This window comes from Sphingomonas sanguinis (genome assembly GCF_019297835.1).
Classification (GTDB): Bacteria; Pseudomonadota; Alphaproteobacteria; order Sphingomonadales; family Sphingomonadaceae; genus Sphingomonas; species Sphingomonas sanguinis_D.
Genome location: NZ_CP079203.1, coordinates 4,061,603 through 4,085,000, shown reverse-complemented (window position 1 = coordinate 4,085,000; position 23,398 = coordinate 4,061,603). Strand labels below are relative to the sequence as shown.

General features: G+C 66.7%; 24 protein-coding genes and 3 tRNA genes (1 of these 27 only partly in view). 11 read left to right on the top strand and 16 right to left on the bottom strand.

Translation table 11 applies throughout. The annotated features are described in order from the left end of the window. The 3 genes from KV697_RS18870 to KV697_RS18860 all read left to right on the top strand — a co-directional run. Positions 1-1,940, top strand: the 3' portion of a protein-coding gene (locus tag KV697_RS18870) for a M3 family metallopeptidase (RefSeq protein WP_219019486.1). The gene continues 76 nt to the left of window position 1, outside the view; only the last 1,940 of its 2,016 coding nucleotides appear in the window; the start codon falls outside the window, past its left edge; it ends in the stop codon at positions 1,938-1,940. Between the two features lie 132 nt (positions 1,941-2,072). Beyond that, positions 2,073-3,533 (top strand): globin-coupled sensor protein, encoded by a 1,461-nt coding sequence (locus tag KV697_RS18865; RefSeq protein ID WP_219019485.1) that lies wholly within the window; start codon positions 2,073-2,075, stop codon positions 3,531-3,533. Between the two features lie 113 nt (positions 3,534-3,646). Continuing rightward, positions 3,647-5,377, top strand: coding sequence for a M61 family metallopeptidase (locus KV697_RS18860; protein WP_219019484.1), 1,731 nt, complete (start codon positions 3,647-3,649; stop codon positions 5,375-5,377). Positions 5,378-5,432: 55 nt separating this feature from the next. Here the strand turns inward: KV697_RS18860 and KV697_RS18855 are convergent. The 3 genes from KV697_RS18855 to KV697_RS18845 all read right to left on the bottom strand — a co-directional run bounded on the left by KV697_RS18855 (position 5,433) and on the right by KV697_RS18845 (position 6,071). After that, a tRNA-Ala gene (locus tag KV697_RS18855) sits at positions 5,433-5,508 on the bottom strand. A 76-nt stretch (positions 5,509-5,584) separates the two neighbouring features. Beyond that, positions 5,585-5,660: transfer RNA gene (locus KV697_RS18850), tRNA-Ala, on the bottom strand. An 87-nt stretch (positions 5,661-5,747) separates the two neighbouring features. Beyond that, positions 5,748-6,071, bottom strand: coding sequence for a TIGR02300 family protein (locus tag KV697_RS18845; RefSeq protein WP_175310700.1), 324 nt, complete (start codon positions 6,069-6,071; stop codon positions 5,748-5,750). Positions 6,072-6,167: 96 nt separating this feature from the next. Between KV697_RS18845 and aroA the strand changes: the two genes are divergently transcribed. From aroA to KV697_RS18810, 7 genes are all read left to right on the top strand, one after another. Beyond that, entirely contained in the window at positions 6,168-7,499 is a 1,332-nt protein-coding gene (aroA, locus tag KV697_RS18840) for a 3-phosphoshikimate 1-carboxyvinyltransferase (RefSeq protein ID WP_219019483.1), read from the top strand. Next, on the top strand, positions 7,496-8,128 hold the full coding sequence (cmk, locus tag KV697_RS18835; RefSeq protein WP_219019482.1) for a (d)CMP kinase: 633 nt from the start codon (positions 7,496-7,498) through the stop codon (positions 8,126-8,128). Before aroA ends, cmk begins: the two co-directional genes overlap by 4 nt. A 387-nt stretch (positions 8,129-8,515) precedes the next feature. After that, a complete protein-coding gene (gene rpsA / locus KV697_RS18830) occupies positions 8,516-10,225 on the top strand; it encodes a 30S ribosomal protein S1 (protein WP_056439406.1) in 1,710 nt (569 codons plus the stop codon). Positions 10,226-10,376: 151 nt separating this feature from the next. Next, the gene (locus KV697_RS18825) at positions 10,377-10,664 is read left to right on the top strand and encodes an integration host factor subunit beta (RefSeq protein WP_219019481.1); all 288 of its coding nucleotides are present in this window, start codon (positions 10,377-10,379) and stop codon (positions 10,662-10,664) included. A 101-nt stretch (positions 10,665-10,765) separates the two neighbouring features. Further along, positions 10,766-10,849 (top strand) — tRNA-Leu (locus KV697_RS18820). Further along, positions 10,849-12,285: an ABC transporter substrate-binding protein gene (locus KV697_RS18815; protein ID WP_219019480.1), complete on the top strand. Its 1,437-nt coding sequence runs from the start codon at positions 10,849-10,851 to the stop codon at positions 12,283-12,285. Before KV697_RS18820 ends, KV697_RS18815 begins: the two co-directional genes overlap by 1 nt. A 5-nt stretch (positions 12,286-12,290) precedes the next feature. Then, positions 12,291-12,710, top strand: coding sequence for a DUF4112 domain-containing protein (locus KV697_RS18810; protein WP_219019479.1), 420 nt, complete (start codon positions 12,291-12,293; stop codon positions 12,708-12,710). Positions 12,711-12,716: 6 nt separating this feature from the next. Here the strand turns inward: KV697_RS18810 and KV697_RS18805 are convergent, their stop codons facing one another. The 11 genes from KV697_RS18805 to KV697_RS18755 form a co-directional block, all read right to left on the bottom strand. Then, positions 12,717-13,424, bottom strand: coding sequence for a ribonuclease T2 family protein (locus tag KV697_RS18805; RefSeq protein ID WP_219019478.1), 708 nt, complete (start codon positions 13,422-13,424; stop codon positions 12,717-12,719). Continuing rightward, a complete protein-coding gene (locus KV697_RS18800; protein ID WP_219019477.1) occupies positions 13,421-13,816 on the bottom strand; it encodes a hypothetical protein in 396 nt (131 codons plus the stop codon). The genes KV697_RS18805 and KV697_RS18800 overlap by 4 nt, the downstream gene beginning before the upstream one ends. Before the next feature lie 23 nt (positions 13,817-13,839). Further along, positions 13,840-14,688, bottom strand: coding sequence for a carboxylating nicotinate-nucleotide diphosphorylase (gene nadC / locus KV697_RS18795; protein WP_219019476.1), 849 nt, complete (start codon positions 14,686-14,688; stop codon positions 13,840-13,842). Next, positions 14,685-15,671, bottom strand: a complete 987-nt coding sequence (gene nadA, locus KV697_RS18790; RefSeq protein ID WP_219019475.1) for a quinolinate synthase NadA — start codon at positions 15,669-15,671, stop codon at positions 14,685-14,687. Before nadA ends, nadC begins: the two co-directional genes overlap by 4 nt. Positions 15,672-15,716: 45 nt before the next feature. Further along, entirely contained in the window at positions 15,717-16,463 is a 747-nt protein-coding gene (locus tag KV697_RS18785; protein WP_219019474.1) for a DUF4230 domain-containing protein, read from the bottom strand. Beyond that, the gene (locus KV697_RS18780) at positions 16,445-17,305 is read right to left on the bottom strand and encodes an MBL fold metallo-hydrolase (protein ID WP_219019473.1); all 861 of its coding nucleotides are present in this window, start codon (positions 17,303-17,305) and stop codon (positions 16,445-16,447) included. The genes KV697_RS18785 and KV697_RS18780 overlap by 19 nt, the downstream gene beginning before the upstream one ends. A gap of 79 nt (positions 17,306-17,384) precedes the next feature. Then, positions 17,385-19,160 carry a M56 family metallopeptidase gene (locus KV697_RS18775; protein ID WP_257575447.1) on the bottom strand — a complete coding sequence of 592 codons (1,776 nt, stop codon included), beginning with the start codon at positions 19,158-19,160 and terminating at the stop codon, positions 17,385-17,387. Next, positions 19,157-19,525: a BlaI/MecI/CopY family transcriptional regulator gene (locus KV697_RS18770; protein WP_219019472.1), complete on the bottom strand. Its 369-nt coding sequence runs from the start codon at positions 19,523-19,525 to the stop codon at positions 19,157-19,159. The genes KV697_RS18775 and KV697_RS18770 overlap by 4 nt, the downstream gene beginning before the upstream one ends. Positions 19,526-19,761: 236 nt before the next feature. After that, complete coding sequence (gene grxD / locus KV697_RS18765) at positions 19,762-20,085, bottom strand: Grx4 family monothiol glutaredoxin (protein WP_219019471.1); 324 nt, start codon at positions 20,083-20,085, stop codon at positions 19,762-19,764. 25 nt (positions 20,086-20,110) lie between these two features. Continuing rightward, positions 20,111-20,347, bottom strand: coding sequence for a BolA/IbaG family iron-sulfur metabolism protein (locus KV697_RS18760; RefSeq protein ID WP_042490079.1), 237 nt, complete (start codon positions 20,345-20,347; stop codon positions 20,111-20,113). A gap of 2 nt (positions 20,348-20,349) precedes the next feature. Then, positions 20,350-20,673: a DUF1476 domain-containing protein gene (locus KV697_RS18755; protein ID WP_219019470.1), complete on the bottom strand. Its 324-nt coding sequence runs from the start codon at positions 20,671-20,673 to the stop codon at positions 20,350-20,352. A gap of 232 nt (positions 20,674-20,905) precedes the next feature. Here KV697_RS18755 and KV697_RS20215 point away from each other — a divergent pair, with 232 nt between their 5' ends. Further along, positions 20,906-21,031: a hypothetical protein gene (locus KV697_RS20215; RefSeq protein WP_257575446.1), complete on the top strand. Its 126-nt coding sequence runs from the start codon at positions 20,906-20,908 to the stop codon at positions 21,029-21,031. Positions 21,032-21,037: 6 nt separating this feature from the next. On the opposite strand, the gene leuD is transcribed toward KV697_RS20215, so the two are convergent. Then, positions 21,038-21,655, bottom strand: a complete 618-nt coding sequence (gene leuD, locus KV697_RS18750) for a 3-isopropylmalate dehydratase small subunit (protein ID WP_219019469.1) — start codon at positions 21,653-21,655, stop codon at positions 21,038-21,040. A gap of 189 nt (positions 21,656-21,844) precedes the next feature. Then, complete coding sequence (leuC, locus tag KV697_RS18745; protein WP_219019468.1) at positions 21,845-23,299, bottom strand: 3-isopropylmalate dehydratase large subunit; 1,455 nt, start codon at positions 23,297-23,299, stop codon at positions 21,845-21,847. Between the last annotated feature and the right edge of the window lie 99 nt (positions 23,300-23,398).

Sequence of the window (23,398 nt, the reverse complement as noted above, 5' to 3'; positions counted from 1 at the left end):
CGGTCGAGCATATGATCGCCGATGCGCGCGCCGCCGCCGACCGGATCGGGGGATCGAATGCCAGCGACTTCACCGATGTCGTGCTGGCGAGCGAGCGGGCGGGGTTTGCGATCTCGCGGGGCTGGTCGCCGGCGGGGCACCTCCATTCGGTCGCCGACACACCCGAGCTGCGCGCCGCCTATGCCGAGGCGCAGGCGATGCTGGCGGAGTATGGCATGGAGGCCGGTCAGGACCCACGCCTGTTCGCCGCGTTCAACCGCGTCGATCTGGCGCCGCTGACCGAAGCCGAGGCGCGCGCGGTCGAATTGGCCCGGCGCGACTTCACCCTGTCGGGCGTCGGGCTGGACGACGCGGCAAAAGCGCGGTTCCGCGAGATCGGCGTCGAGCTGAATCGGCTGAGCACCGAATTCGGCAATGCCGTGCTCGATTCGACCGAAGCGTGGAGCGAGCATGTCACCGACGAGGCGTTGCTGTCCGGCCTGACTGACAATGCCAAGGCGATCCTCGCCGCCTATGCCGCCGAGAAGGAACTGGACGGCTGGCTCGTGACTTTGCGCGAACCGAGCGTGCAGGCGATCCTGACCCAGGCGGATAATCGTGAGCTGCGCGCGCGTGTGGCCAAGGCCTATGCCACACGCGCCTCCGATCAGGCGTCCGACCCCGCGCATGACAATAGCGCACGCATCGACCGGATCCTCGAGCTGCGCCACGAAGCGGCCAAGCTGCTCGGCTTTAACGATGCCGCCGCCCGCTCGGTCGAGACCAAGATGGCGCAGTCGGCGGACGAGGCGCTGGCCTTCCTCTCCGACCTTGCCGTGCGCGCCCGTCCGCTGGCGGAACGCGAACTGGCCGAGGCGAGCGCCTATGCCGCCGAGAAGTTCGGGATCGACAAGCTGGAGCCCTGGGACATGGGCTATGTCGCCGAGCATATGCGCCGTGAACGCTTCGGCGTCGATCGCGAGGCGATCCGTGCTTACTTCCCCCTGCCCCGCGTCATGGAGGGCACCGTCGCGCTGATCGAACGGCTGTACGGCATCCGCTTAGTCGAGCGGCAGGACGTGTCGGTGTGGAATGCCGATGTTCGCTATTATGATGTGCAGGACAAGAGCGGCGAGATCGTCGCGGGCGTCTATTGCGACTTCCATGCGCGCGCGGGCAAGCGTGGCGGGGCCTGGATGGACGTGTGCCGTCCGCGCTTCCGCGATGCCGATCGTTTCCACCGTCCGATCGCCTACCTCACCTGCAACTTCCCGCCCGCGACCGGCGACACCCCTGCGCTGTTGGCGCATGGCGATGTCGTCACGCTGCTGCACGAGTTCGGCCATGTGCTGCACCATCTGCTGACCGAGGTCGACCTGCCCTCGATCGGCGGCATTTCGGGTGTCGAGTGGGATGCGGTCGAACTGCCCAGCCAGTTCATGGAGAATTTCGCCTGGGACCGCGACACACTGACTGCGCTGTCGGCGCATGTCGAGACGGGCGAGCCGCTGCCCGAGGCGTTGTTCGCCAAGATGCTGGCGGCGCGGCGCTTCCAGGCGGGGCTGTTCCTGCTCCGTCAGGTCGAGTTCGCGACCTTCGACCTGCGGCTGCACCGCGATTACGATCCGGCGCTGGGCGGCCGCGTCATGGAGGTACTGAACGGCGTTCGCGACGAAGTGTCGGTGATTCGTCCGCCCGAGTGGAATCGCTTCCCGCACAGCTTCAGCCATATCTTCGCGGGCGGTTATGCGGCGGGCTATTACAGCTATCTTTGGGCAGAGTTGCTGTCGGCCGATGCCTTTTCCGCCTTTGCCGAGGAAGGCCAAGTGGCGGGCGACCGGTTCCGTCGCGAGGTGCTGGCACGCGGCGCAAGCCGCCCGGCGGCCGAGAATTTCCGCGCTTTCCGAGGGCGCGCGCCGGAGCCGGACGCGCTGCTCCGCCATCACGGGCTGGCCGCCTGAAACGAAAAGCCGGGGTCGTTTCGGCAGCCCCGGCCCCGTTCCCCTATTGTAATCTGGATCATACAGAAAAATTGCAGGCAATACCGCTTCTTAACCATCCCGGACCTAGCCATGACGGCAGGAGGATGTGCCGTGAGCGGATCGGAACATATTGATTTTGAACAGCGATTGGCCGCGTTCGACTATAGCGCGGGAAGCTATTCGACCTTCCCGACGATCAAGCGCGCGATCGAACGTCATGCGCCCGCCGCGCTGACCGCGCTGTACCGGCACATCGCCAACACCGTGCAGATCCGGGGCCTTTTCGCGTCGCAGGCGCGGATGGAACATGCCCGCGACAAGCAGATGGAACATTGGCAAAAGCTGTTCTCGGGACCGCTGGACCGCGACTATGCCGCGGCCTCGACCCATATTGGGCAAGTCCATGCGCGGATCGGGCTGGCGCCGACCTGGTATATCAGCGGCTATGCCCGGATGCTGGAATATGTCCTGCCCAAGCTGATCCTGGGGCGACTGTTCTGGCCGTTCGGCGCACGGCGCCGGGCACGGGCGGCGACCGCGCTGGTCAAGGCGTCGCTGATCGATATGGACATCGCGCTCGCCTCCTATTTCGAGGCCGAGCAGGCGGGGCGCCGGGCGGTGATCGAGCGGTGCGGCGCAGTCTTCGACCGGATGGCAAAGGGCGACCTGACCGCCTCGCTCGACGGCCTGCCGTCCGAATATCAGGCGCTGGCCGACAGTTTCGAGGCGATGCGCGCGCAAATGTGCGCGACGCTGGGCGTCGTCACCCAGTCGGGCGAGCATATCCGCGTCGGCTCGGGCGACATCCGCCAGGCGTCGGACGACCTGTCCGACCGCACCAAGCAGCAGGCCGCCTCGCTGGAGGAAACCGCCGCCGCCATGCAGCAGATCACCTCGACCGTCCGCCAGACCGCCGACGGCGCCTCGCGCGCCAACCGGATCGTCGGCGAGGCCCGGACCGAGGCCGAGGAATCGGGCCAGATCGTCCGCCGCGCGGTCGAGGCGATGGGCGGCATCGAACGCTCGTCATCCGAGATCAGCGAGATCATCAGCGTCATCGACGGCATCTCGTTCCAGACCAACCTGCTCGCGCTGAATGCGGGCGTCGAGGCCGCCCGGGCGGGTGAAGCGGGCAAGGGCTTCGCCGTCGTCGCCAGCGAAGTGCGCGCCCTGGCGCAGCGCTCGGCCGAAGCGGCCAAGGATGTGAAGACGCGCATCCTCGCCTCCTCCGACCAGGTCGGCGCAGGCGTCGAACTGGTCAACGAGGCGGGTGAGGCGCTTCAACGGATCATCGGCCGGATCGGCGAGATCAGCGACCTCGTGTCGCAGATCGCCGCCTCGGCCAGCCAGCAGTCGATCGGCCTGCAACAGGTCAACACCGCCGTCGCCGAGATGGACGGCGTGACCCAGCGCAATGCCGCCATGGTAGAACAGGCCACCGACGCCGCCCGCACCCTGGCGCAAGAAGCAGAGACGCTGGCCCGCGAAGTCGCCCGCTTTCGCTTGGCCGACATCACGGGCGACCCACGCAACCCGGTTCACCAGATGCAGCGACGACTCGCTACAGGCTGATCCTCAATCCCCCGAGGACAAACTGGGCTCCGGCGAAAGTCGGGGCCTTTTTCTTTGGGCGATCGGGATCGAGGCGAATTGTAGAACATGACCGATCCGGTACGATGCCTTTCATGCGCGCCCTTCTCATCGCCTTTGCCGCCCTATCCCTGATCGCCGCTGCGCCGAGCGCCAGGATCAAGCCCGTACATTATCGGCTCAAGCCTGAATTGGCGGGCAATATGCTGATCGGCTTGCGTGTTGAGATAGACTTCCAGGGCGATCCATCGGGTACCACCGATCTGCACTGGAACAGCAGTTGGGCGGGTGAAAAGCGGCTATGGCAATGGGCGCGCGACATGAAGGTAGAGGGCGCCACCGCGCTCAAGGCTGAAGCGGGAGGCCATTGGCGGATCATCGCGCCGCCGGGCGCTCGCCTGACCGCGACCTATCGCATCATTTCCGCTTATGACCATGACCCAACCGTAGAGGATAGCGAACAGGCGCGCCCGGTGATCCGTCCCGGCTGGTTCTACGCGGTCGGCAATGCCCTGTTCGCGCATCCTGGTACCCGAACGGATATTCCCGCAACCTTCGACTGGGTCGGCGCACCCGGCATCGGCTTTGCCTCCGATTTGGAGCATCTCGCGGGACAGCAGCGGAAAGCGAAGCGGCCGGGGACGATCGACGATATAGACGAGAGCATCGTGATCGGCGGCCGGGAGCTACGGCTGTCTCCGGCAACGGACGGATCGGGCGTCCGCATCGCCAGTGTCGGCCGTTATGCCTTTTCGTCCGAAGAACTCGCGGATTTGTCGCGCCGGATCATCGGCGTGGAGCGGGACTTCTGGAACACCGATCGCGGTGCCCCTTTTCTCGTCACGGCCGCACCGCTCGTCGCCAAGCCGATGACCAGCAGCTATGGCGGTACCGGCCGTGGCGATGCCTTTGCGCTGTGGATGGACCAAAGGATGTCCGCCGAAGACCTGAAATGGCTGCTGGCGCACGAATATTTCCATAGCTGGAACTCGCCGCGGCTGCGCAATGTCGACGATCGTGAGGAGCAGTCGCATCCGGAATATTGGTTCAGCGAAGGCTTCACCGACTATTACGCTCGCGCACTTCTCCTGCGCTCCGGGTTGATCACCCCGGAGCGATTCGCTGAAATGTGGAACACGATGTTCGCGCTCTACGCCGGATCGACGGCCAGGGGCATGACGGACGCCCAGACGACCGCTGCCTTCTGGAGCGATCAGGCGGCCGGAAAAATGCCGTATCAACGCGGCGCGATGCTGGCCGCACTATGGAACGCCCGGTTGCTCGCCGCGAGCGGCGGACGACGCAATCTGGACACGGTTCTGCACGATCAACTGGCCCGCGCTCGCACCGTCAAGGGAACGGCGGCCGCACTGTTCCGCCAGAGTGCGCAGGCAAGCGGCCTGGACATAACGACCGACGAGCGGCGCTATCTGAGGGAAGGACAGCCCATTCTCCTGCCCGCCGACGCGTTCGGTCCCTGCGCGACCATGGTTACCTCGCAGCGCCCGGTCTTCTCGCGCGGCTTCGATACCGAGGCAACCGCCGCATCAGGCAATATCGCGACCGGGGTGGATCCCGCCCTGCCTGCCTATGCGGCAGGACTTCGCAATGGCATGAAAATCCTGGAGCGGGTCGAGGGGGAACCGGGCAACGCCATGCGCTCCTATGCCCTGCTGGTCGACGATCACGGTACGCGGCGGACGATCCGCTATCTGCCGCAGGGGCTGACGCGCGAGACGGTGCAGCAGATGCGGTTGACGCAACCCGTCAACACCGACTGCCGTCGGACGCTCAGTGGAATGCGTGTCATTACGACCAACCCATAAAGGCCACCTACGGTGAAACCGGGATGGCGTCATGTTTGGGTTATGTCGGAAAAGATGGTGGAGCCGAGGGGGATCGAACCCCTGACCTCTGCAATGCCATTGCAGCGCTCTCCCAGCTGAGCTACGGCCCCATCGATTTCGGCGCGGGTCCGGCGGGATGCGGACTGGCCTGTCAGCGCATGGTCACATGCGGCTGTTTCGGCGGAATGGTGGAGCCGAGGGGGATCGAACCCCTGACCTCTGCAATGCCATTGCAGCGCTCTCCCAGCTGAGCTACGGCCCCGTTCCGCTGTGGAGGCAGCCCACTAGCGGGGCCGCCGTGGCTCGGCAAGCACTTTTTTCAAGCACCCGCCGAGCCCCTTCGGACAACTCAGTGTTCGTCGTCCTCGCTGGACGTTTCCACGCCCAGATCGTCGTCGCCGCCCAGATCGACTTCATCGTCGGGCGAGGGCTCTTCGTCCTCACCGGTGATGTCCAGATCTTCGTCGTCACCGCCCGCCAGATCGCTGTCGGCTTCCTTGTTCTCCGGCTTGGCCTGCTCGAACGGCAGGGGCTGCTTGGACTTCAGGATGGGCTCGGGCTCCCACTGCGTCCCGCAATTGATGCAGGTGACGGGGTCGTCCTTTTCGAGGTCGTAGAAACGCGTCGCGCATTTCGGGCACGTACGCTTCGTGCCCCATTCCGGCTTGATCATGCCGTTCATACCTTTCGGAATTGGGTTTTCCGCCGGAGCGAAAAGTGGGCGCGCCTTGCCACAGCGCAAGCCCCCTGTCAAAAGCCCGCGCCATCTATGGCGCACACCCTTCCCCAGCCTCGCACCGTTCGAGCCGCCGCCGCCCTTCGTGGCACCATCGCCGTTCCAGGCGACAAATCGATCAGCCACCGCTCGCTGATGCTCTCCGCGCTCGCGGTCGGTGAAAGCCGCGTCGAGGGCCTGCTGGAGGGCGAGGACGTGCTCGCCACCGCCGCCGCGATGCGCGCGATGGGCGCGGACATCGTCCGGCAGGATGACGGGGTGTGGGTGATCCACGGTGTCGGCGTCGGCGGGCTGCTCCAGCCCGAGACCGCGCTCGACATGGGCAATTCGGGCACCTCGACGCGGCTGCTGATGGGTCTGGTGGCCAGCCATCCGATCACCGCGACCTTCATCGGTGACGCCTCTTTGTCGAAGCGCCCGATGGGCCGCGTGATCGAGCCGCTGTCGCAGATGGGGGCGGAAGTGCAGGATACGCCGGGCGGTCGCCTGCCCCTGATGGTCCGGGGCACCAATCCGGCCGTGCCGATCCGCTACACCCTGCCCGTCGCCTCGGCGCAGGTGAAGTCGGCGATCCTGCTGGCGGGCCTCAACACACCGGGCGAGACGACGGTGATCGAACCGATCGCGACCCGCGACCATAGCGAGCGGATGCTGGCGGGCTTCGGCGCCGAGCTGACCGTCACCCCCTCGCCTGAGGGCCGGATCATCACGATTCGCGGGCAGGCGGAGTTGAAGCCGCAGAATATCGTCGTGCCGGGCGACCCGTCCTCGGCCGCCTTCTGGCTGGTCGCGGGATCGATCGTGCCGGGTGCCGACGTGACGATCACCAATGTCGGCATGAACCCGACCCGCACCGGCATCATCGAAGCGCTCAAGATGATGGGGGCCGACATCACCGAACTCGACGCGCGCATCGTTGGCGGCGAGCCGGTCGCGGACCTGCGTGTCCGTCATGCCCCCCTGTCGGCGATCGAGGTCCCGCCCGAACTGACGCCGAGCATGATCGACGAATATCCGGTGCTGTTCGTCGCCGCCGCCTTCGCGACCGGCACGACCATCGCGCGCGGCGCCGAGGAACTGCGCGTCAAGGAATCGGACCGCATCACCGCCATGGCGAACGCGCTCGGGGCATGCGGCGTCCGTTGCGAGGAATTCGAGGACGGCATGGCCGTCACCGGCACCGGCGGCGATCCGATCCCCGGCGGCGCGACCATCGCGACCTTGCTCGACCACCGGATCGCGATGAGCATGACCATCGCGGCGCTGAACGCCCGCGATCCCATCACGCTGGACGATGCCGCACCGGTCGCGACGAGCTATCCCGTGTTCTTCGACACGCTGGAAAAGCTGGGAGCCATGGCATGATCATCGCGGTCGACGGCCCCGCCGCCAGCGGCAAGGGCACCATCGCCCGCGCATTGGCCCGGCATTATGGCCTGCCGCATCTCGACACCGGCCTGCTCTACCGCGCGGTGGCGGCGACGGTGCGCGCGATGCATCTCGACCCGACCCGCGAGGCCGATGCCGTCGCGGCGTGCAGCTTCGACGATAGCCTGCTGGCCGATCCCACCCTGCGTGATGACGAGACGGGCAAGCTCGCCTCGGTCGTGTCGGCGCACCCGCTGGTCCGCGCCGCGCTGCTCCAGCGGCAGAAGCGCTTCGCCAACCAGCCGGGCGGCGCGATCCTCGACGGGCGCGACATCGGCACGGTCATCGCGCCGGACGCGGACGCCAAGCTGTTCGTCAAGGCCAGTTCCCAAGTCCGGGCACGGCGGCGGCATAACGAATTGGCGGCGAACGGCTCGGACGTGTCGTTCGAGCAGGTGCTGGCCGATATCCGCGCCCGCGACGAACGCGACAGCGGCCGCGCCACGGCTCCCCTCACCCAGGCGGCCGACGCGGCGGCGCTGGACACCTCCAGCCTGACGATCGAAGCCGCCGTCGCCCGCGCGATCCAGTTCGTCGACGCGCAAGTCGCCACGAAGGCGCGCTGACCCAATCCTCCCCAGCATGGGGAGGTGGCAGCGCGTGAGCGCTGGCGGAGGGGGGCCAGCCCCAAGCGATGTCATTCGCGGCAGGCCCGCTCCACCACCGCTTTGCGGCGATCCCCCCTCCCCGTGCCGGGGAGGATCTCCCTCACCTTGCGTAAAACCCCATTTTCCGCTAAGGCGCCCCCGCTCGCGGACCCTGTTCCGCGGAGAGGCTGACGCGGGGCCTTGCCCCAGCGTCCTTTCCGCATTTGTCGCGGACCGCCGCTTTTCCGTGTTTCAGCATCATCTTCGGGCCTGGTGGCGTCGACATGGGGTCGGCGCGGCCATCGTCGAAGACCGGGGCCGAATCCCCGACCGGAGACGAAAAACTCTCAGGAACCTAACCCTTTTATGGCAACCAACCCCCAGCCCACGCGCGACGATTTCGCGGCGATGCTCGATGACATGTTCGGCGGTGCCGACAGCTTCGAGGGTCGCGTCGTGCATGGCACCGTCACCGCGATCGAAAACGACATGGCCGTCATCGACGTCGGTCTGAAGTCGGAAGGCCGTGTGCCCCTCCGCGAATTCGCTGCCCCCGGCCAGAAGGCCGACCTGAAGGTCGGTGACGAAGTCGAGGTCTATGTCGACCGCGTCGAGAACATGCACGGCGAAGCAATGCTCAGCCGCGATCGCGCCCGCCGCGAAGCCGCCTGGGACAAGCTGGAACTCGAATTCTCGAAGTCGGCCCGCGTCGAAGGCGTGATCTTCGGCCGCGTGAAGGGTGGCTTCACCGTCGACCTGAACGGCGCCGTGGCGTTCCTGCCCGGCTCGCAGGTCGATATCCGCCCCGTCCGCGACGTCACCCCGCTGATGGACATCCCGCAGCCGTTCCAGATCCTGAAGATGGACCGCAAGCGCGGCAACATCGTCGTGTCGCGTCGCGCGGTCCTGGAAGAGACCCGCGCCGAGCAGCGTTCGGGCCTGATCCAGAGCCTGGCCGAGGGTCAGATCATCGACGGCGTCGTCAAGAACATCACCGATTACGGTGCGTTCGTCGACCTGGGCGGCATCGACGGCCTGCTGCACGTCACCGACCTGTCGTACAAGCGCGTCAATCATCCGTCGGAGATGATCGCGATCGGCGACACCGTGAAGGTGCAGATCATCCGCATCAACAAGGACACGCAGCGCATCTCGCTCGGCATGAAGCAGCTCGAGAGCGATCCGTGGGATGGCGCCGGCGCCAAGTACCCGGTCGGCGCGAAGCTGTCGGGCCGCGTCACGAACATCACCGAGTACGGTGCGTTCGTCGAGCTGGAGCCGGGCATCGAAGGCCTGGTTCACGTGTCGGAAATGTCCTGGACCAAGAAGAACGTCCATCCGGGCAAGATCGTGTCGACCTCGCAGGAAGTCGATGTGGTCGTCCTCGAGGTCGATCAGGAAAAGCGCCGCATCTCGCTCGGCCTCAAGCAGGCTCAGGCCAATCCGTGGGAAGCGTTCGCCGCCGCCCATCCGATCGGCTCGACCGTCGAGGGCGAAGTCAAGAACGCGACCGAGTTCGGCCTGTTCATCGGCCTGGACAACGATGTCGACGGCATGGTCCACATGTCCGACATCGCCTGGGGCGTGTCGGGTGAGGATGCCCTCAACCTGCACCGCAAGGGCGAAGTCGTTCAGGCCGTGGTTCTGGACATCGACCCCGAGAAGGAGCGTATCTCGCTCGGCATGAAGCAGCTCGAGCGCGGCGGCCCCGTCGCCGGCGGCGTGGCTGCGGCTGGCGATCGCCTGAACAAGAACCAGGTCGTCACCGTGACCGTCCTCGAAGTCCGCGATGCGGGCCTCGAAGTCCAGGCGGGCGACGATGGTGCGACCGGCTTCATCAAGCGGACCGATCTGGGTCGCGACCGTGACGAGCAGCGCCCCGAGCGCTTCCAGGTCGGCCAGAAGTTCGACGCGATGGTCACCGGCTTCGATCGTTCGAAGAAGCCGACCTTCTCGGTCAAGGCGATGCAGATCGCCGAAGAGAAGCAGGCCGTGGCGCAGTACGGCTCGTCCGACTCGGGCGCGTCGCTGGGCGACATTCTGGGCGAAGCGCTGAAGGCGCGTACCCAGAAGTAAGTAAGTTACTGGACCGGGGCGCGTTTTTCCAAAAACGTGTCCCGGTTTCGGGCAAACGACACCGCTGCGTCGTTTAATCGTATAATAAAAATACTTTCAGCAGCGAGAAACACAGGTTAGGAACGGTTCGTCTGAAGCTTGGGACTAGACGATGATCCGTTCGGAACTGGTGCAAAAAATCGGTCAGCGAAATCCGGGCCTGAACCCGCGTGAAATCGAGCTGATCGTCACGATTTTCTTCGATGAAATCACCAAGCGGCTGGCAGATGACGGTCGCGTCGAACTGCGCGGCTTCGGCGCCTTTTCGACCCGCGCGCGCGGTGCCCGCACCGGCCGCAACCCCCGCACCGGCGAAACCGTCGATGTCTGCGCCAAGCGCGTCCCCTATTTTAAACCCGGCAAGGAAATGCGCGCGCGCCTGAACGTCGAGGCGGAGTGATCGCATTGCGGTCCTGAGGCGATGAGGGCGCGGCGATTCCGGTTTTCCGACGGCTCCGCCCTTGACCTTCGCAGCATCCTGGTATCTTCGTGGGCCGGTGCGCGGACGTGGCGAAACCGGTAGACGCTGCCGACTTAAAATCGGCTTCCTATGGAGTGCGGGTTCGAGTCCCGCCGTCCGCACCATGGCGATGGGTGCCGTCCTGCTGGCGACGGCAGCCTGCGAGCGTCATGCCGATCATGGGGCCGTAATCGTCAGCACGGTCCAGTCCGGCCCATCCTCCGCTTCATCCCGAATGCTTGCCGCCACCGATGGCGATACGTCGCACCGCGTCCTGCGCGACGCGCTGGCGCAGGGGCTGGTCCGTTTCGACGCCAATGGCCAGATCGAGCCGGGGCTGGCCGAACGCTGGATCGTCATCGACGAGGGCGGCAGCTTCATCTTCCGCCTGCGTGAGGCCAAGTGGAATGATGGCTCGCCCGTCACCGCCGAACAGGTCGTGCCGATCCTGCGTCGCCTGGTGTCGCCTGGCTCGGGCAATCCGCTGGCCCCCTTTCTGACCGCGATAGACGAGATCGTCGTCATGACGCCGCAGGTGATCGAGATCCGCCTGTCGCGTCCCCGCCCCGACCTGCTCAAGCTGTTCGCACAGCCCGAAATGGCGATCATCGACCGGGGGCGTCGTGGCACCGGACCGTTCCGCATCATCCGGTCGGGACCGCCACCGCTGCTGCGTCCCATTCCCGATCCTCGCCGGGCTGAACCCGATGATGAGGCAACTCCCGCACCCGAGGATGATGTCCGCCTGATCGCCGAAAGCCCGGCGCGCGCCATCTTGCGGTTTGCGGGAGGGCAGTCGGACCTGCTGATCGGCGGCCGGTTCGAGACCTGGCCGCTGCTCGACGCGGTTCGGATCAACCAGGCCGCCGTCCGCATCGATCCGGCGGCGGGGCTGTTCGGCCTGGGTATCGTCAATCGCGACGGCTTCCTGGGCGATGCCGCCAATCGGCAGGCGCTATCCGCCGCTTTCGACCGGGGAGCCATGCTTGCGGCGATCGCACCCAATTGGGAAGCCACCGACCGGTTGCTGCCCGACGCGCTCGATTCCGATGCACCGCCGCAAATCCCCGGCTGGGCGCTGCTCAACCTGGACGAACGGCGCGGTGACGCGCGTGCGCGGGTCGCCGCCTGGGGGCAGCCGGTGCGACTGCGCATCGCCTTGCCGCAGGGACCGGGGGCGAACCTGCTCTATGGTCAGATCGGCGCGACGTTGCTGGCCGTGGGCATCACGCCGGAGCGGGTGGCGCTCGATGCCCCCGCCGACCTGCGCTTGATCGACGCGGTCGCACCCTATGACAGCGCGCGCTGGTATCTCGCGACGGCCTGCGCCCCCTGCGGCGAGGCGGCGATGGCGGCGATCGAGGAGGCGCGGCTCGCTCCCACGCTGGCGGGACGAAGCGCGGCGATCGCGGCGGCGGATGCGGCGGTGAATGCCGACACGCCCTTCATTCCACTCGCCCGCCCCTTGCGCTGGTCGCTCGCCACCCCGCGCCTGCGTCAGTTCCAGACGAACAGCCGCGCCTGGCATCCATTGAACCGATTGCGCGCCGTCACCAACTGAGGGACATGGCCCACACGTCCCGCATAGATCCCACGGCATTCGACGCTCTGCCGCTCGACAAGAGCATCGCCGCCAGCCGCCAGCGGATCGAGGCGATGGAGCGCCTGCTGGAACGTGTCGTCGTCCTTCCCGGCCTCAACCGCCCGATCGGGCTGGACGTGGTGCTGGGGCTGGTCCCCATTATCGGCGACATCGCCGCCGCCGCGCTGGGCAGTTATATCATTTGGGAAGCGCGAAATCTGGGCCTGTCCAAATTCCAGATGGCGCGGATGATGGGCAATGTCGGCTTCGACGCGCTGCTCGGCTTCGTGCCGCTGATCGGCGACGCAGCCGATATCATGTTCCGGTCGAACACCCGCAACCTGCGGATCATCCGCAAGCATCTCGACAAGCATCACCCCTCCAGCGTGGTGCTGGAGGGGTAGCCCCGCTCAGCGTGCGCCGCGCCAGATTTTCAGCGGCGCGTTGGGCGACAATCCCCCCTGATGCGCCGGGCATCGGGCGGGGCGGAACGCCTTGTTCAGACATATCCAGATTTCGTCCAGCCAGCCTTGCCGCGTGGCGGTGACGCGCATCATGTCGGCGGTCATGCCCCGATTGGCCGCGGCGAAGGCGCTCGCCAGATCGCCCGCCGTCAGCGCGTTGCGCCGCGACAGCCCGTCCATGTCGGGGAAGCGCAGCCCGTAATAGAGCGCGTTCGACCGTTGGAAATAACGTGCCGGGCTATATCCGCTCATGCAGGTGCCGTGCTTGGACCATTCATGCTGCATCAGCTGCGCCGAGGGGGTGGCGCAGATGTGGCGGCGGACCACCGCCTGCGGCAGGATCGCGGTCGGGCGACAATATTGCGGCCAGTCCTTGCCCACGCCATCGGGCCACAGCCCGTGCAGGGTAAAGCCGAAGCGGTTGGCGCCGCCGCACTGAAAGCTGCTGTCCCCCTTGGGATCGCGGCAATATTGCGGGCTCCAGGTGATCGCCAGCGTATAGCCGCCGATCGGCAGCACGCGGGTCGGCTGGCTCTGGCTGGGCAGATCGGGACGGATCGACTGCGGACCGCTCGGCGCGGTGCATTGCAGCGTCTGCGCCGACAGGACCTGCGGCGCGGCCAGCAGCGCCATGCCGATCATTGCGTATTTCATGCTTCGCTCACCTCTGCCATCGCACGATACCAGGCCAGGGCGTTGGGGCGCATCAGCATCACCACCGCGACCAGCGACGCCGCCGCCTGTACCGCCGTCAACACGCCGAACACGCCCTCGGCCAACGCACCCACCGAAACCTGATAGAGAAAGCCGAGCAGGTTCAGGATGGTCAGCACGACCAGCAAGCCCAGCCCGACCCGGCTGGCGAACCGGGTGGTCAGCAGCGTGCCGAGCAGGAATAACCCGATCAGCAGGCCATTGGCGATCAGCGCGATCGCGAGCCCGGCCTGCGCGACCGTATCGCCCCAGCCGATGACCGCGAGCACCACCAGCAGCAGGATGGCGAACAGCGACAGGCGCTCGCCCAATATCACCGACTTCGGTCGCACGATCTTCCCCTTCCAAGCCCGCCTCAGGCGGCGGCGAAATCCAGTCCGATATCGGCCGCCGGGGCCGATTGGGTCAAGCGACCCACGCTGACATAGGTGACACCCGATTCCGCCATGGCGCGAATGGTGTCGAGGCGTACGCCGCCCGACGCCTCGGTCGGCACCCGGCCCGCGACCAGCGCAACACCCTCGGCCAGCTGCGCCGGGTTCATGTTGTCGAGCAGCAAATGGGTCGCCCCCGCCGCCAGCGCCGGTTCGATCTGGTCGAGCGCGTCGACCTCGACGATGATCCGGGCGATCCCCGCCTCACGCGCCGCCGTCGCGGCCGGACCGATGCCGCCCGCGACCGCGACATGATTGTCCTTGATCATCGCCGCGTCCCACAGGCCCATGCGATGATTCTGTGCGCCGCCCATGCGGGTGGCGTATTTCTCGACCAGACGAAGGCCGGGAATGGTCTTGCGCGTGTCGAGCAGGGTGGCCCCCGTACCCGCGATCGCCGCGACATAGGCCGCCGTCATCGTCGCGATGCCCGACAGGTGCTGGACGGTGTTGAGCGCGGACCGCTCGGCGGTCAGCATCGCGCGCGCCTTGCCCGACAGGCGGAGCAGATCGGTGCCGGCGGACACGCTCGTGCCATCCTCGACCAGCCGCTCGATGACGACATCGGCGTCGAGGTGGCGGAAGAACGCCTCGGCGATGGGCAGCCCTGCGACGGTGATCGCATCGCGGCTGGCCATGGTGCCGAGGAAGCGCGCCTCCGCCGGGATGACCGCCGCCGAGGTGATGTCGCCGCCCGGCCCCAGATCCTCGGCCAACGTCGCCTTTACGAAAGCGTCGAGGTCGAAACCCTCTATTACGCCTTCGGTCACGGACGCGGACCCAGATCGCCCTTGCCGACCGTGCCGCTGGCGAGCGTCAGCATCGCGTCGAGGCTCTTCTTGGCCTGAAGCCGCAGCCCCTCCTCGATCTCGACGCGCGGGGTCAGGTCGCGCAGCGCGAGGTACAGCTTCTCCATGGTGTTGAGCGCCATATACGGGCAGATATTGCAGTTGCAGTTGCCGTCCGCACCCGGCGCACCGATGAAGGTCTTGCCCGGCATCGCCTTTTGCATCTGGTGGATGATGTGCGGCTCGGTCGCGACGATCAGCGTGTCGCTGGTGACGGTCTGCGCATATTCCAGGATGCCGCGCGTCGAGCCGACATAATCGGCGTGGTCGAGGATCACGGCCGGGCATTCGGGATGCGCGGCGATCGGCGCGTCGGGGTGTTCGGCCCGCAGCTTGAGCAGTTCGGTCTCGCTGAACGCCTCGTGCACGATGCACACGCCCGGCCACAGCAGCATGTCACGGCCGGTCTTGCGCGCCAGATAGCCGCCCAGATTGCGGTCGGGGCCGAAGATGATCTTCTGCGCAGGGTCGATCTGCGCCAGGATCTGCTCCGCCGACGAGGACGTCACGATGATGTCGGACAGCGCCTTCACCTCGGTCGAGCAGTTGATATAGGTCAGCGCGATGTGATCCGGGTGCTGCGCCCGGAACTCGGCGAATTGTTCGGGCGGGCAACTGTCCTCCAGGCTGCACCCGGCGGCCATGTCGGGCAGCACGACGATCTTGTCCGGCGACAGGATCTTGGCCGTCTCCGCCATGAAGCGCACGCCGCAAAAGGCGATGACGTCCGCGTCGGTCGCCTGCGCCTTGCGGCTGAGGTCCAGGCTGTCGCCGACGAAATCGGCCAGGTCCTGAATCTCGGGCTTCTGGTAATAATGGGCGAGGATGACGGCGTTGCGTTCCTTGCGGAGGCGATCGATCTCGGCGCGCAGGTCGAGGCCCGTCAGATTCGTCTGGATGGTCATGTCATTCCCCCTAGGCGCAAGGTGGTGCGGCGACAATCGGGCACGTCAGCCGGCGTTGCTGAGAACCTCTTGCACGGTCCGTGTCGTATCCCAGCGTTCGTCATTGGACGGCTCGTCCGAGAACCTGACCTTGACGCTGGCCTCCACGCCCGCCGCGCGCAGTGGCATGGCGAAGCTGCGCTCTACCGCGCGCCGGGTCGCGTCACGGGCCAGCTTCATCGGTGCGGGCGCCCGCGCCTGCCGCATCAGCTCGACTTGCCCCGCCGTGCGGTTGGCGGCGTCCAGACGCTGTTCGGCATCGGTGAAGGTGGTCAGCAGGCCGCCCGAGCCATATTCGCGGATCGCCGACAGATCGACCTGCGGCCCATCGATCTCGACCGGGGGCAGCGTCACCGACAGCACATGGTTGGTCGCGTCCCAGCGCACGTCCTGCTGGCGCAGCTTGCCCAGATCGACCTCGTAACGGACCATGCCCGGCATGATGAGCGTCCGCTCGGTCGAAAAGCCGAGCTGCGACTGGCGCGAGGTGACGACCGCGACATAGCGCGCGGCAAAGGCGGAGAGGCGGTTCTGTTCGCGCAGGCCGTCCAGGCTGGCACGGGCGATGGTCGTCGGATCGGGCGTCAGCCGATCCTCGACATAGCGCTGGACACCCCACACCACGATCAATCCGGCCAGGATCAGCAGAACCAAAACGCCCGCCACCTTGGTCAGGAACAGGCCGACGCCACCGCGCGCACGTGGTCGGGATGGCGGCGTTTCGACAGGCGGGGTCACGCCGCGCTGATCCATGATGCTCCTTCCTCGCGAACCAGCCCGCGGTTTCGCAGGTCATAAAGATGCGCCAGCACCGATCGTTCCGCCGCCGGAATCAATTTGGGGTTCAGCCCGACATACATGCGCTCGGTCATCGCCGTGATGGCAAGCCCCTCGCCCGCCGCCAGCAGCCGCAATATCTGCCCCTCGCGCTGCTTGCGATGGCCGAGCATCCCGCGCACCAGACGCTGCGGATTGTCCACCGCCTCACCATGCCCCGGATAATAGACGCGGTCCTCGCGTGCCATCAGCTTGTCGAGGCTCGCCATATAGGCCGCCATGTCGCCATCCGGCGGCGAGACGATACTGGTCGACCAGCCCATGACGTGATCGCCCGAAAACAGCGCCTTCGTCTCGGGCAGCGCGAAGGCGAGATGGTTAGAGGTATGGCCCGGCGTGGCGATCGCGCTCAGCGTCCAGCCATCGCCGTGCACCCCCTCGCCCTCCGCCAACACCCGGTCGGGGGCATATTCACGGTCGAACGCGGCGTCCGTCCGCCCGCCGTCATAATCGGCGGCGAAGGGCGCCGCGCCCATGATCGGCGCGCCGGTCAGCCGGGCGAGCGGGCGGCTGGCCGGGCTGTGGTCGCGGTGGTGATGGGTAATGAGGATTGCCACCACCGGCCGCCCGGCGATCGCACGGGTCAGGGCATCGATATGGGCGGGCTCGTCCGGCCCTGGATCGATGACCGCCACATCGCGGGCGCCCACGACATAGCTCTGCGTGCCCGTATAGGTGAAGGGCGACGGATTGGGGGCGAGCACGCGGGTAACCAGCGGCTCAAGCAGGATCGGAATGCCGGTCGGGTGCTCAGCCATTAGTTGTCATGTGGGCAAGCCGCTGAAAAAGAGCAAGCCCCGCACCTAGGAACCGGCGCGGGGCTTGCGGATCACAGGGTCAGTCGATGTCGGGATGCGCCATCTCGGCCTTCAACTCGGCGGTCGCCTCGTCCAGATCCTTCAGCGCCTCGCGACGGTCCTCGTCGGACAGGTGACGTTGCTGCATGATGGTCGTCCGCGCGATGGCGATGCTGGCCAGGCCGCTCGCCATTTGCTGCTTGGCGGTCTGCTTGGCGAACTGCGCCGACCGCATCGCCGCCGTGGCCTGCATCGACGCGGTGCGCGCGTCATTTTCGATCCGGTCGGTGCAGATCACCGTCACCTGGCGGCCGCTGTTGCGGTCGGTGGTGGTGAAGCTGGTGCGGCCATCGACGCCGCCGATGCCGCACAGGCGCGATTCGACGCGTGGCATGTTCTTGGCCACTGCACCCGCCTCCGCCGCGTCCCGGCGGATGCGGTCGGTGCAGATCACGGTCACGGAGCGCTGCGTCCGACCATCGGTGGTGGTGTAGCTCGTGCGCGTGTCGCTGCTCCCCGTGCCGCAATTGCGGGCCTGAACCAGCGGAATACTGGAGGCGGGGATCGCATAGGCACCGTCGGTGGTGATGACGCGCACACGCTGGCCGCTGCGCGTCGTGACGATATGCGTCCGGGGCGTGGCGGGGGTTTCCGGCGTTTCCGGCGTCTGGGCGACGGCAGCGGCGAGCGGGGCGACCGGTGCCGTGGTCGTCAGGATCTCCGGAGCCGTCGTCGTCAACGCTTCCGGAGCCTCCGGCGCGACAGGCGGATTGGGCATTTCGGGTGTCGTCTGGGGGACGGCGGGCAGCACCGCGACCGTGCTGGTCAGGTCGACGCCCAGCGTCCGCTCCACCTTCTTGGTCAGCGCCGCCGCCGCCGGGGTGCCGGAGGCGGTCGCCCCCAGCCCGGCCAGCACCAGCAGCGATACGGTCGCTCCTCCCATCGCCAGCTGGCGACGCGATTTCGGAGAAGTCGTCAACATCTTCAGCCTCCCTTTCAGATCATCGATGGTATGCAGATGACAGGCACCCGACAGCGCGCGGCCATGCGCGGCCTTCACGATGGCGCAGGCATAGACATGGCGATCGGCGCGACTGCGCCCCTTCAGGACGCGGGCGTCATTGGCGAGCTCCTGATCGGCACGGAAAGCGTGGAAAGCCCGCCACGCCAGCGGGTTGAACCAGTGGAGCGCCAGCACGGCGAGCGCGATCCAGTTGGCGATCAGGTCGCCGCGGGCATGGTGGCCCAGCTCATGCGCCAGCGCCAGATCGCGCTCGTCGGCGTCGTAGCGCTCGGCGAAATCGCGCGGGAAGGCGACGTAGCGCCGCCAGATCCCGAAGGCGAGCGGCCCCGGCGCGCCGTCGCTGGCGACCACGCGCACGCCCTCGACCGCATCCAGCGGCTCGGCATCGGCGAGCAACCGCGTGCGGAACCGCCAGTGCCGCAGCGCCTGGAACCCCAGAAACCCTGCCGCCCCGACGATCCAGAACAGCGCGATCCCCTGCTCCACCATCGGCCAGATGCTCGGCGCGTCGAGCGTGGCGGGCATCTGGGACGTCACCTGCGCCGTCATCGGCAGCACGACATAGGTGGTGAAGCGCTCGCTCGCGGCGGCCAGTGGCGGGGTCGCCTGCTCGGACAGGCCGCGCGGCAGCGGCGGCAGGATCAGCCGGAGCAGCGGTAAGGCCCAGAGCGCATAGGCGATCTGCGGCCCGAAGGCCTGACGGACATGGCGACGGGCCAGCAGGACCAGCGCCATCAGCAGGGTCGAGGCGATCATCGCCTCCACCGCCCAGCCAAGCTGCGCGCCGCTCACGCCTTCAACTCCTTGAGCAGCGCCTCGATCTCGGAAATGTCCTGCGCGGTCAGTTCGTCGCGCTCGGCCAGATGCGCAACCAGCGGGGTCAGGCGGCCGCCGAACAGCCGGTCGATCAGGCGACGGGACTCGCCGACGACATAATCGTCGCGCGCGACCAGCGGGCGGTACAGGTAACGCCGACCCTGTTCCTCATGTACGATGGCGCTTTTGGCGAGCAACCGGCCGAGCAGCGTCTTGACGGTGTTGGTGCTCCAGCCGCGTTCGGGATCGACCCGCTCCGCGACATCCTGCGCGGTCAGCGGAGCCTCCTCCCACAGGACCTCCATCACGGCATGTTCGGCATCGCTGATACGCTCGGCCATCGACTCGCCCTCTGATTGACTACAAGCGTAATCCTATTCCGATTACAGGCGTAGTCAATAGGCAGTCTTTATCCTCCCCGGTACGGGGAGGTGGCAGGCCGCAGGCCTGACGGAGGGGGGCTTCAACACAGGACGGCCCTTGGGGCGATCCCCCTCCACCATGCTGCGCATGGTCCCCCTCCCCTTGCAGGGGAGGAATGAAAAAGGGCCGGATTTTCATCCGGCCCTTCGTTACATCACGCGGTCTTCACGTCCTGGACCAGCTCGGCCAGTTCGCCGCTTTCGTACATCTCCATCATGATGTCCGATCCGCCGACGAATTCGCCCTTCACATAGAGCTGCGGGATGGTCGGCCAGTCCGAATAGGCCTTGATCCCCTGTCGGATGCCCTGATCCTGAAGCACGTCGACGCTTTCGAACGGCACTTCCAGATGGTTCAGGATCGCCACCGCACGGCTGGAGAAACCGCATTGCGGGAAGAGCGGTGTGCCCTTCATGAACAGGAGGACGGCATTGTCCTTCACCAGCGCGTCGATCCGCGCATTCGTATCGTCGGTCATATCAATCGTCCTTGAAGGAAACGGGTCAGGCGGCCGGAACCGCGGTGGTCAACTGCAGCGCGTGAAGCTCGCCCCCCATGCGTCCGCCGAGCGCGGCATAGACGGCGCGGGTGCGCGCGACGCGGCTCATGCCCGCAAAGCTGGCGGCCACGACATGCGCGGCATAATGGTCGCCGTCCCCGGCCAGGTCGGTGATCTGGACCTCGGCATCGGGAATGGCGGTGCGGATCATCGTGGCGATGTCGTCGGCGGCCATCGGCATGGTCAGCGGCTCTCCATCAACTGGCGGCGCGCCTCGACTTGCTGCTCGTCCAGCGCGCGGCGGACCTCGACCTCGTCCACGTCGATCCCGGCGGCGGTCAGGTCGCCGAGCAGCTTGCGAATGACATCCTCATCGCCCGCTTCCTCGAAATCGGCCTGCACGACCGCCTTGGCATAGGCGTCGGTCTCGGCGGGCGTCAGCTTCATCCGCTCGGCCGCCCATTGCGCGACCAGCCGGTTGCGCCGCGCGGTGATACGGAACAGCATGTCCTGATCGGCCACGAACTTGGCCTCCAGGCCCTTCCTGCGATCGTCGAAACTGGTCATCGGTTCGCCATCCCCCAACCCCTATGGGCCATTCCATCACTGCGACCGAGATAGGGGGCGGCGCGCCCGCGTGCAACCGATGCGCCGATCATGTGTTGACCACGCCCGCGAACACCGTTGCGCAGGCGTAACGAATGGAACCCGGGAGGCCAGTGGAGCGTAGTGTAAATGAAAGCAAAACGGGACGGATCCGGCCACTTCCGGACCGTCACCGACAACCTAGGAGAGTGTCATGCCTGATCCCCGCGTCATGCCACCGGATCGTCGGGGCAACCCGATGCTCGGCATCGTCAACGGCGTTATCGGATCGCTTGCCATGTGGGCGCTGATCGCGGGTGTGGTCGTCGTCGCGTCCTGATCGCGCTCAGGCGCTGGCCGCCGCCGCATCCAGCCGCTGCCGCCCGGCGATCCAGGGGCGTCCCTCGCCCATCTCGCCCTCGAAGCGGCCGATCGCTTCATCGCGCGCCAGGGTCAGCCCCACCTCGTCCAGCCCCTTCATCAGGCATTCGCGGCGGAACGGGTCCAGTTCGAACGCAAAGCGATCCTGGAACGGCGTCGTGACGGTCATCGTCTCCAGATCTACGGTGATCGGCTGGTCCTTCGCCACCTCGATCAGCCGGTCGACCGCATCTTGCGGCAGGACCACGGGCACAATGCCGTTCTTGAAGGCGTTGCCCGAAAAAATGTCCGAGAAGCTGGGCGCGATCACTGCCTGGATGCCCATATCGGCCAAGGCCCATGCGGCATGTTCACGGCTGGACCCGCAACCGAAATTGTCGCCCGCGATGAGGATCGGCGCGCCCGCATAGCGCGGATCGTCGAAGATATTGCCCGCCTGCGCACGTACCGTCTCGAACGCGCCGCGCCCCAGACCGGCGCGGGTGATCGTCTTCAGCCAGTGCGCCGGGATGATGACATCCGTATCGATATTCTTGGCACCCCAAGGGTAAGCGGTGCCGGAGACGGTCGTGACCGGATTCATTCCATCATCCCTGTATTCGAAAATTTCGGCGTCAGCCCGCGCGCGCCGGACGCTGCTCGGCCACCGCAGGGCGCGAGGCGATACCGGCCGCATAGGCGGCCGCGCCGCACAGAACCGCGCCGGTAACGAGCATGACCAATACGTGCTTCATGATGGCTTCCCCTATCGTCCCTGTCAGAGTCGTCGCTATCAAACGTCTTCACGATCGAAATCGTGCGTCTTCAACTCTCTAACATCGAAAAGGCGCCCGGTCACCGCCGCCGCCGCCGCCATGGCGGGGGAAACGAGATGGGTCCGCGCACCCGGCCCCTGCCGACCGACGAAATTGCGGTTCGAGGTCGAGGCGCAGCGTTCGCCCGCGGGCACCTTGTCCGGGTTCATCGCCAGGCACATCGAACAGCCCGGCTCACGCCATTCGAAGCCCGCCTGCACGAAGATGCGGTCGAGCCCCTCTTCCTCGGCCTGGCGCTTCACTAGGCCCGAGCCGGGGACGACCAGCGCGCGAACGCCGTCGGCCACCTTGCGGTCGCGCGCCACGGCGGCGGCGGCGCGCAAATCCTCGATCCGGCTATTGGTGCAGCTGCCGATAAAGACATGCTGAACGCCGATGTCCTGCATCGCGGTGCCGGGGGTCAGACCCATATAATCCAGCGACTTGCGCGCTGCTTCGCGCTTGGAGGGATCGGCGAAGCTGTCGGGGTCGGGCACGACGCCGGTGATCGGCACCACGTCCTCGGGGCTGGTGCCCCAGGTCAGGTTGGGCGCAATGTCGGCGGCGTCGAGCGTCACGACCTTGTCGTAGACCGCACCCCGATCGGTCGGCAGCGTCCGCCACCAGGCGACCGCCTTGTCCCAATCCGCGCCCTTGGGCGCCATCGGACGGTCCTTCAGATAGGCGAAGGTCGTCTCGTCCGGCGCGATCAGGCCCGCGCGGGCACCGCCCTCGATCGACATGTTGGCGATGGTCAGGCGACCTTCGACCGACAAGTTGCGGATGACGCTGCCGGTGAACTCGATGACATGGCCGGTCCCGCCGGCCGCGCCGATCTTGCCGATGATCGCCAGCACCACGTCCTTGGCCGATACGCCGTGGCCCAGCACGCCGTCGACGCGGACCTCCATCGTCTTGGACGGGGAGAGCAGCAACGTCTGGGTCGCCAGCACATGCTCGACCTCCGACGTGCCGATGCCGAAAGCCAGCGCGCCCAGCGCACCATGCGCCGAGGTATGGCTGTCGCCGCAGACCAGCGTCGTGCCCGGCAGGGTGAAGCCCTGTTCGGGACCTACGACATGGACGATGCCCTGCGCCGCCGCCGTCGCGTCGATATAGTCGACGCCGAACTCGGCCGTGTTGCGGCGAAGAGCCTCCAGCTGCTGCGCGCTTTCCGGGTCGGCGATGGGCAGGAGGTTGCCGTTCGCGTCCTTGCGCGGCGTGGTCGGCAGATTGTGATCGGGGACGGCCAGCGTCAGCTCGGGACGACGCACCTTGCGCCCGGCGGCACGTAGCCCCTCGAACGCCTGCGGACTCGTCACCTCGTGGACGAGGTGACGGTCGATATAGATGAGACAGGTGCCATCGGGCCGCCGTTCGACAACGTGCGCGGCCCAGATCTTCTCGTACAGAGTCTGGGGTCGTTGGGCCATGATGGGGGCGCTGTTATCCGAAAAGGCACGCGACGCAAAGGTGTGGCGCAATGTTATTTCGATTTCGGTGGGGATTCCCTTGGCCTTCGACTTCGCTCA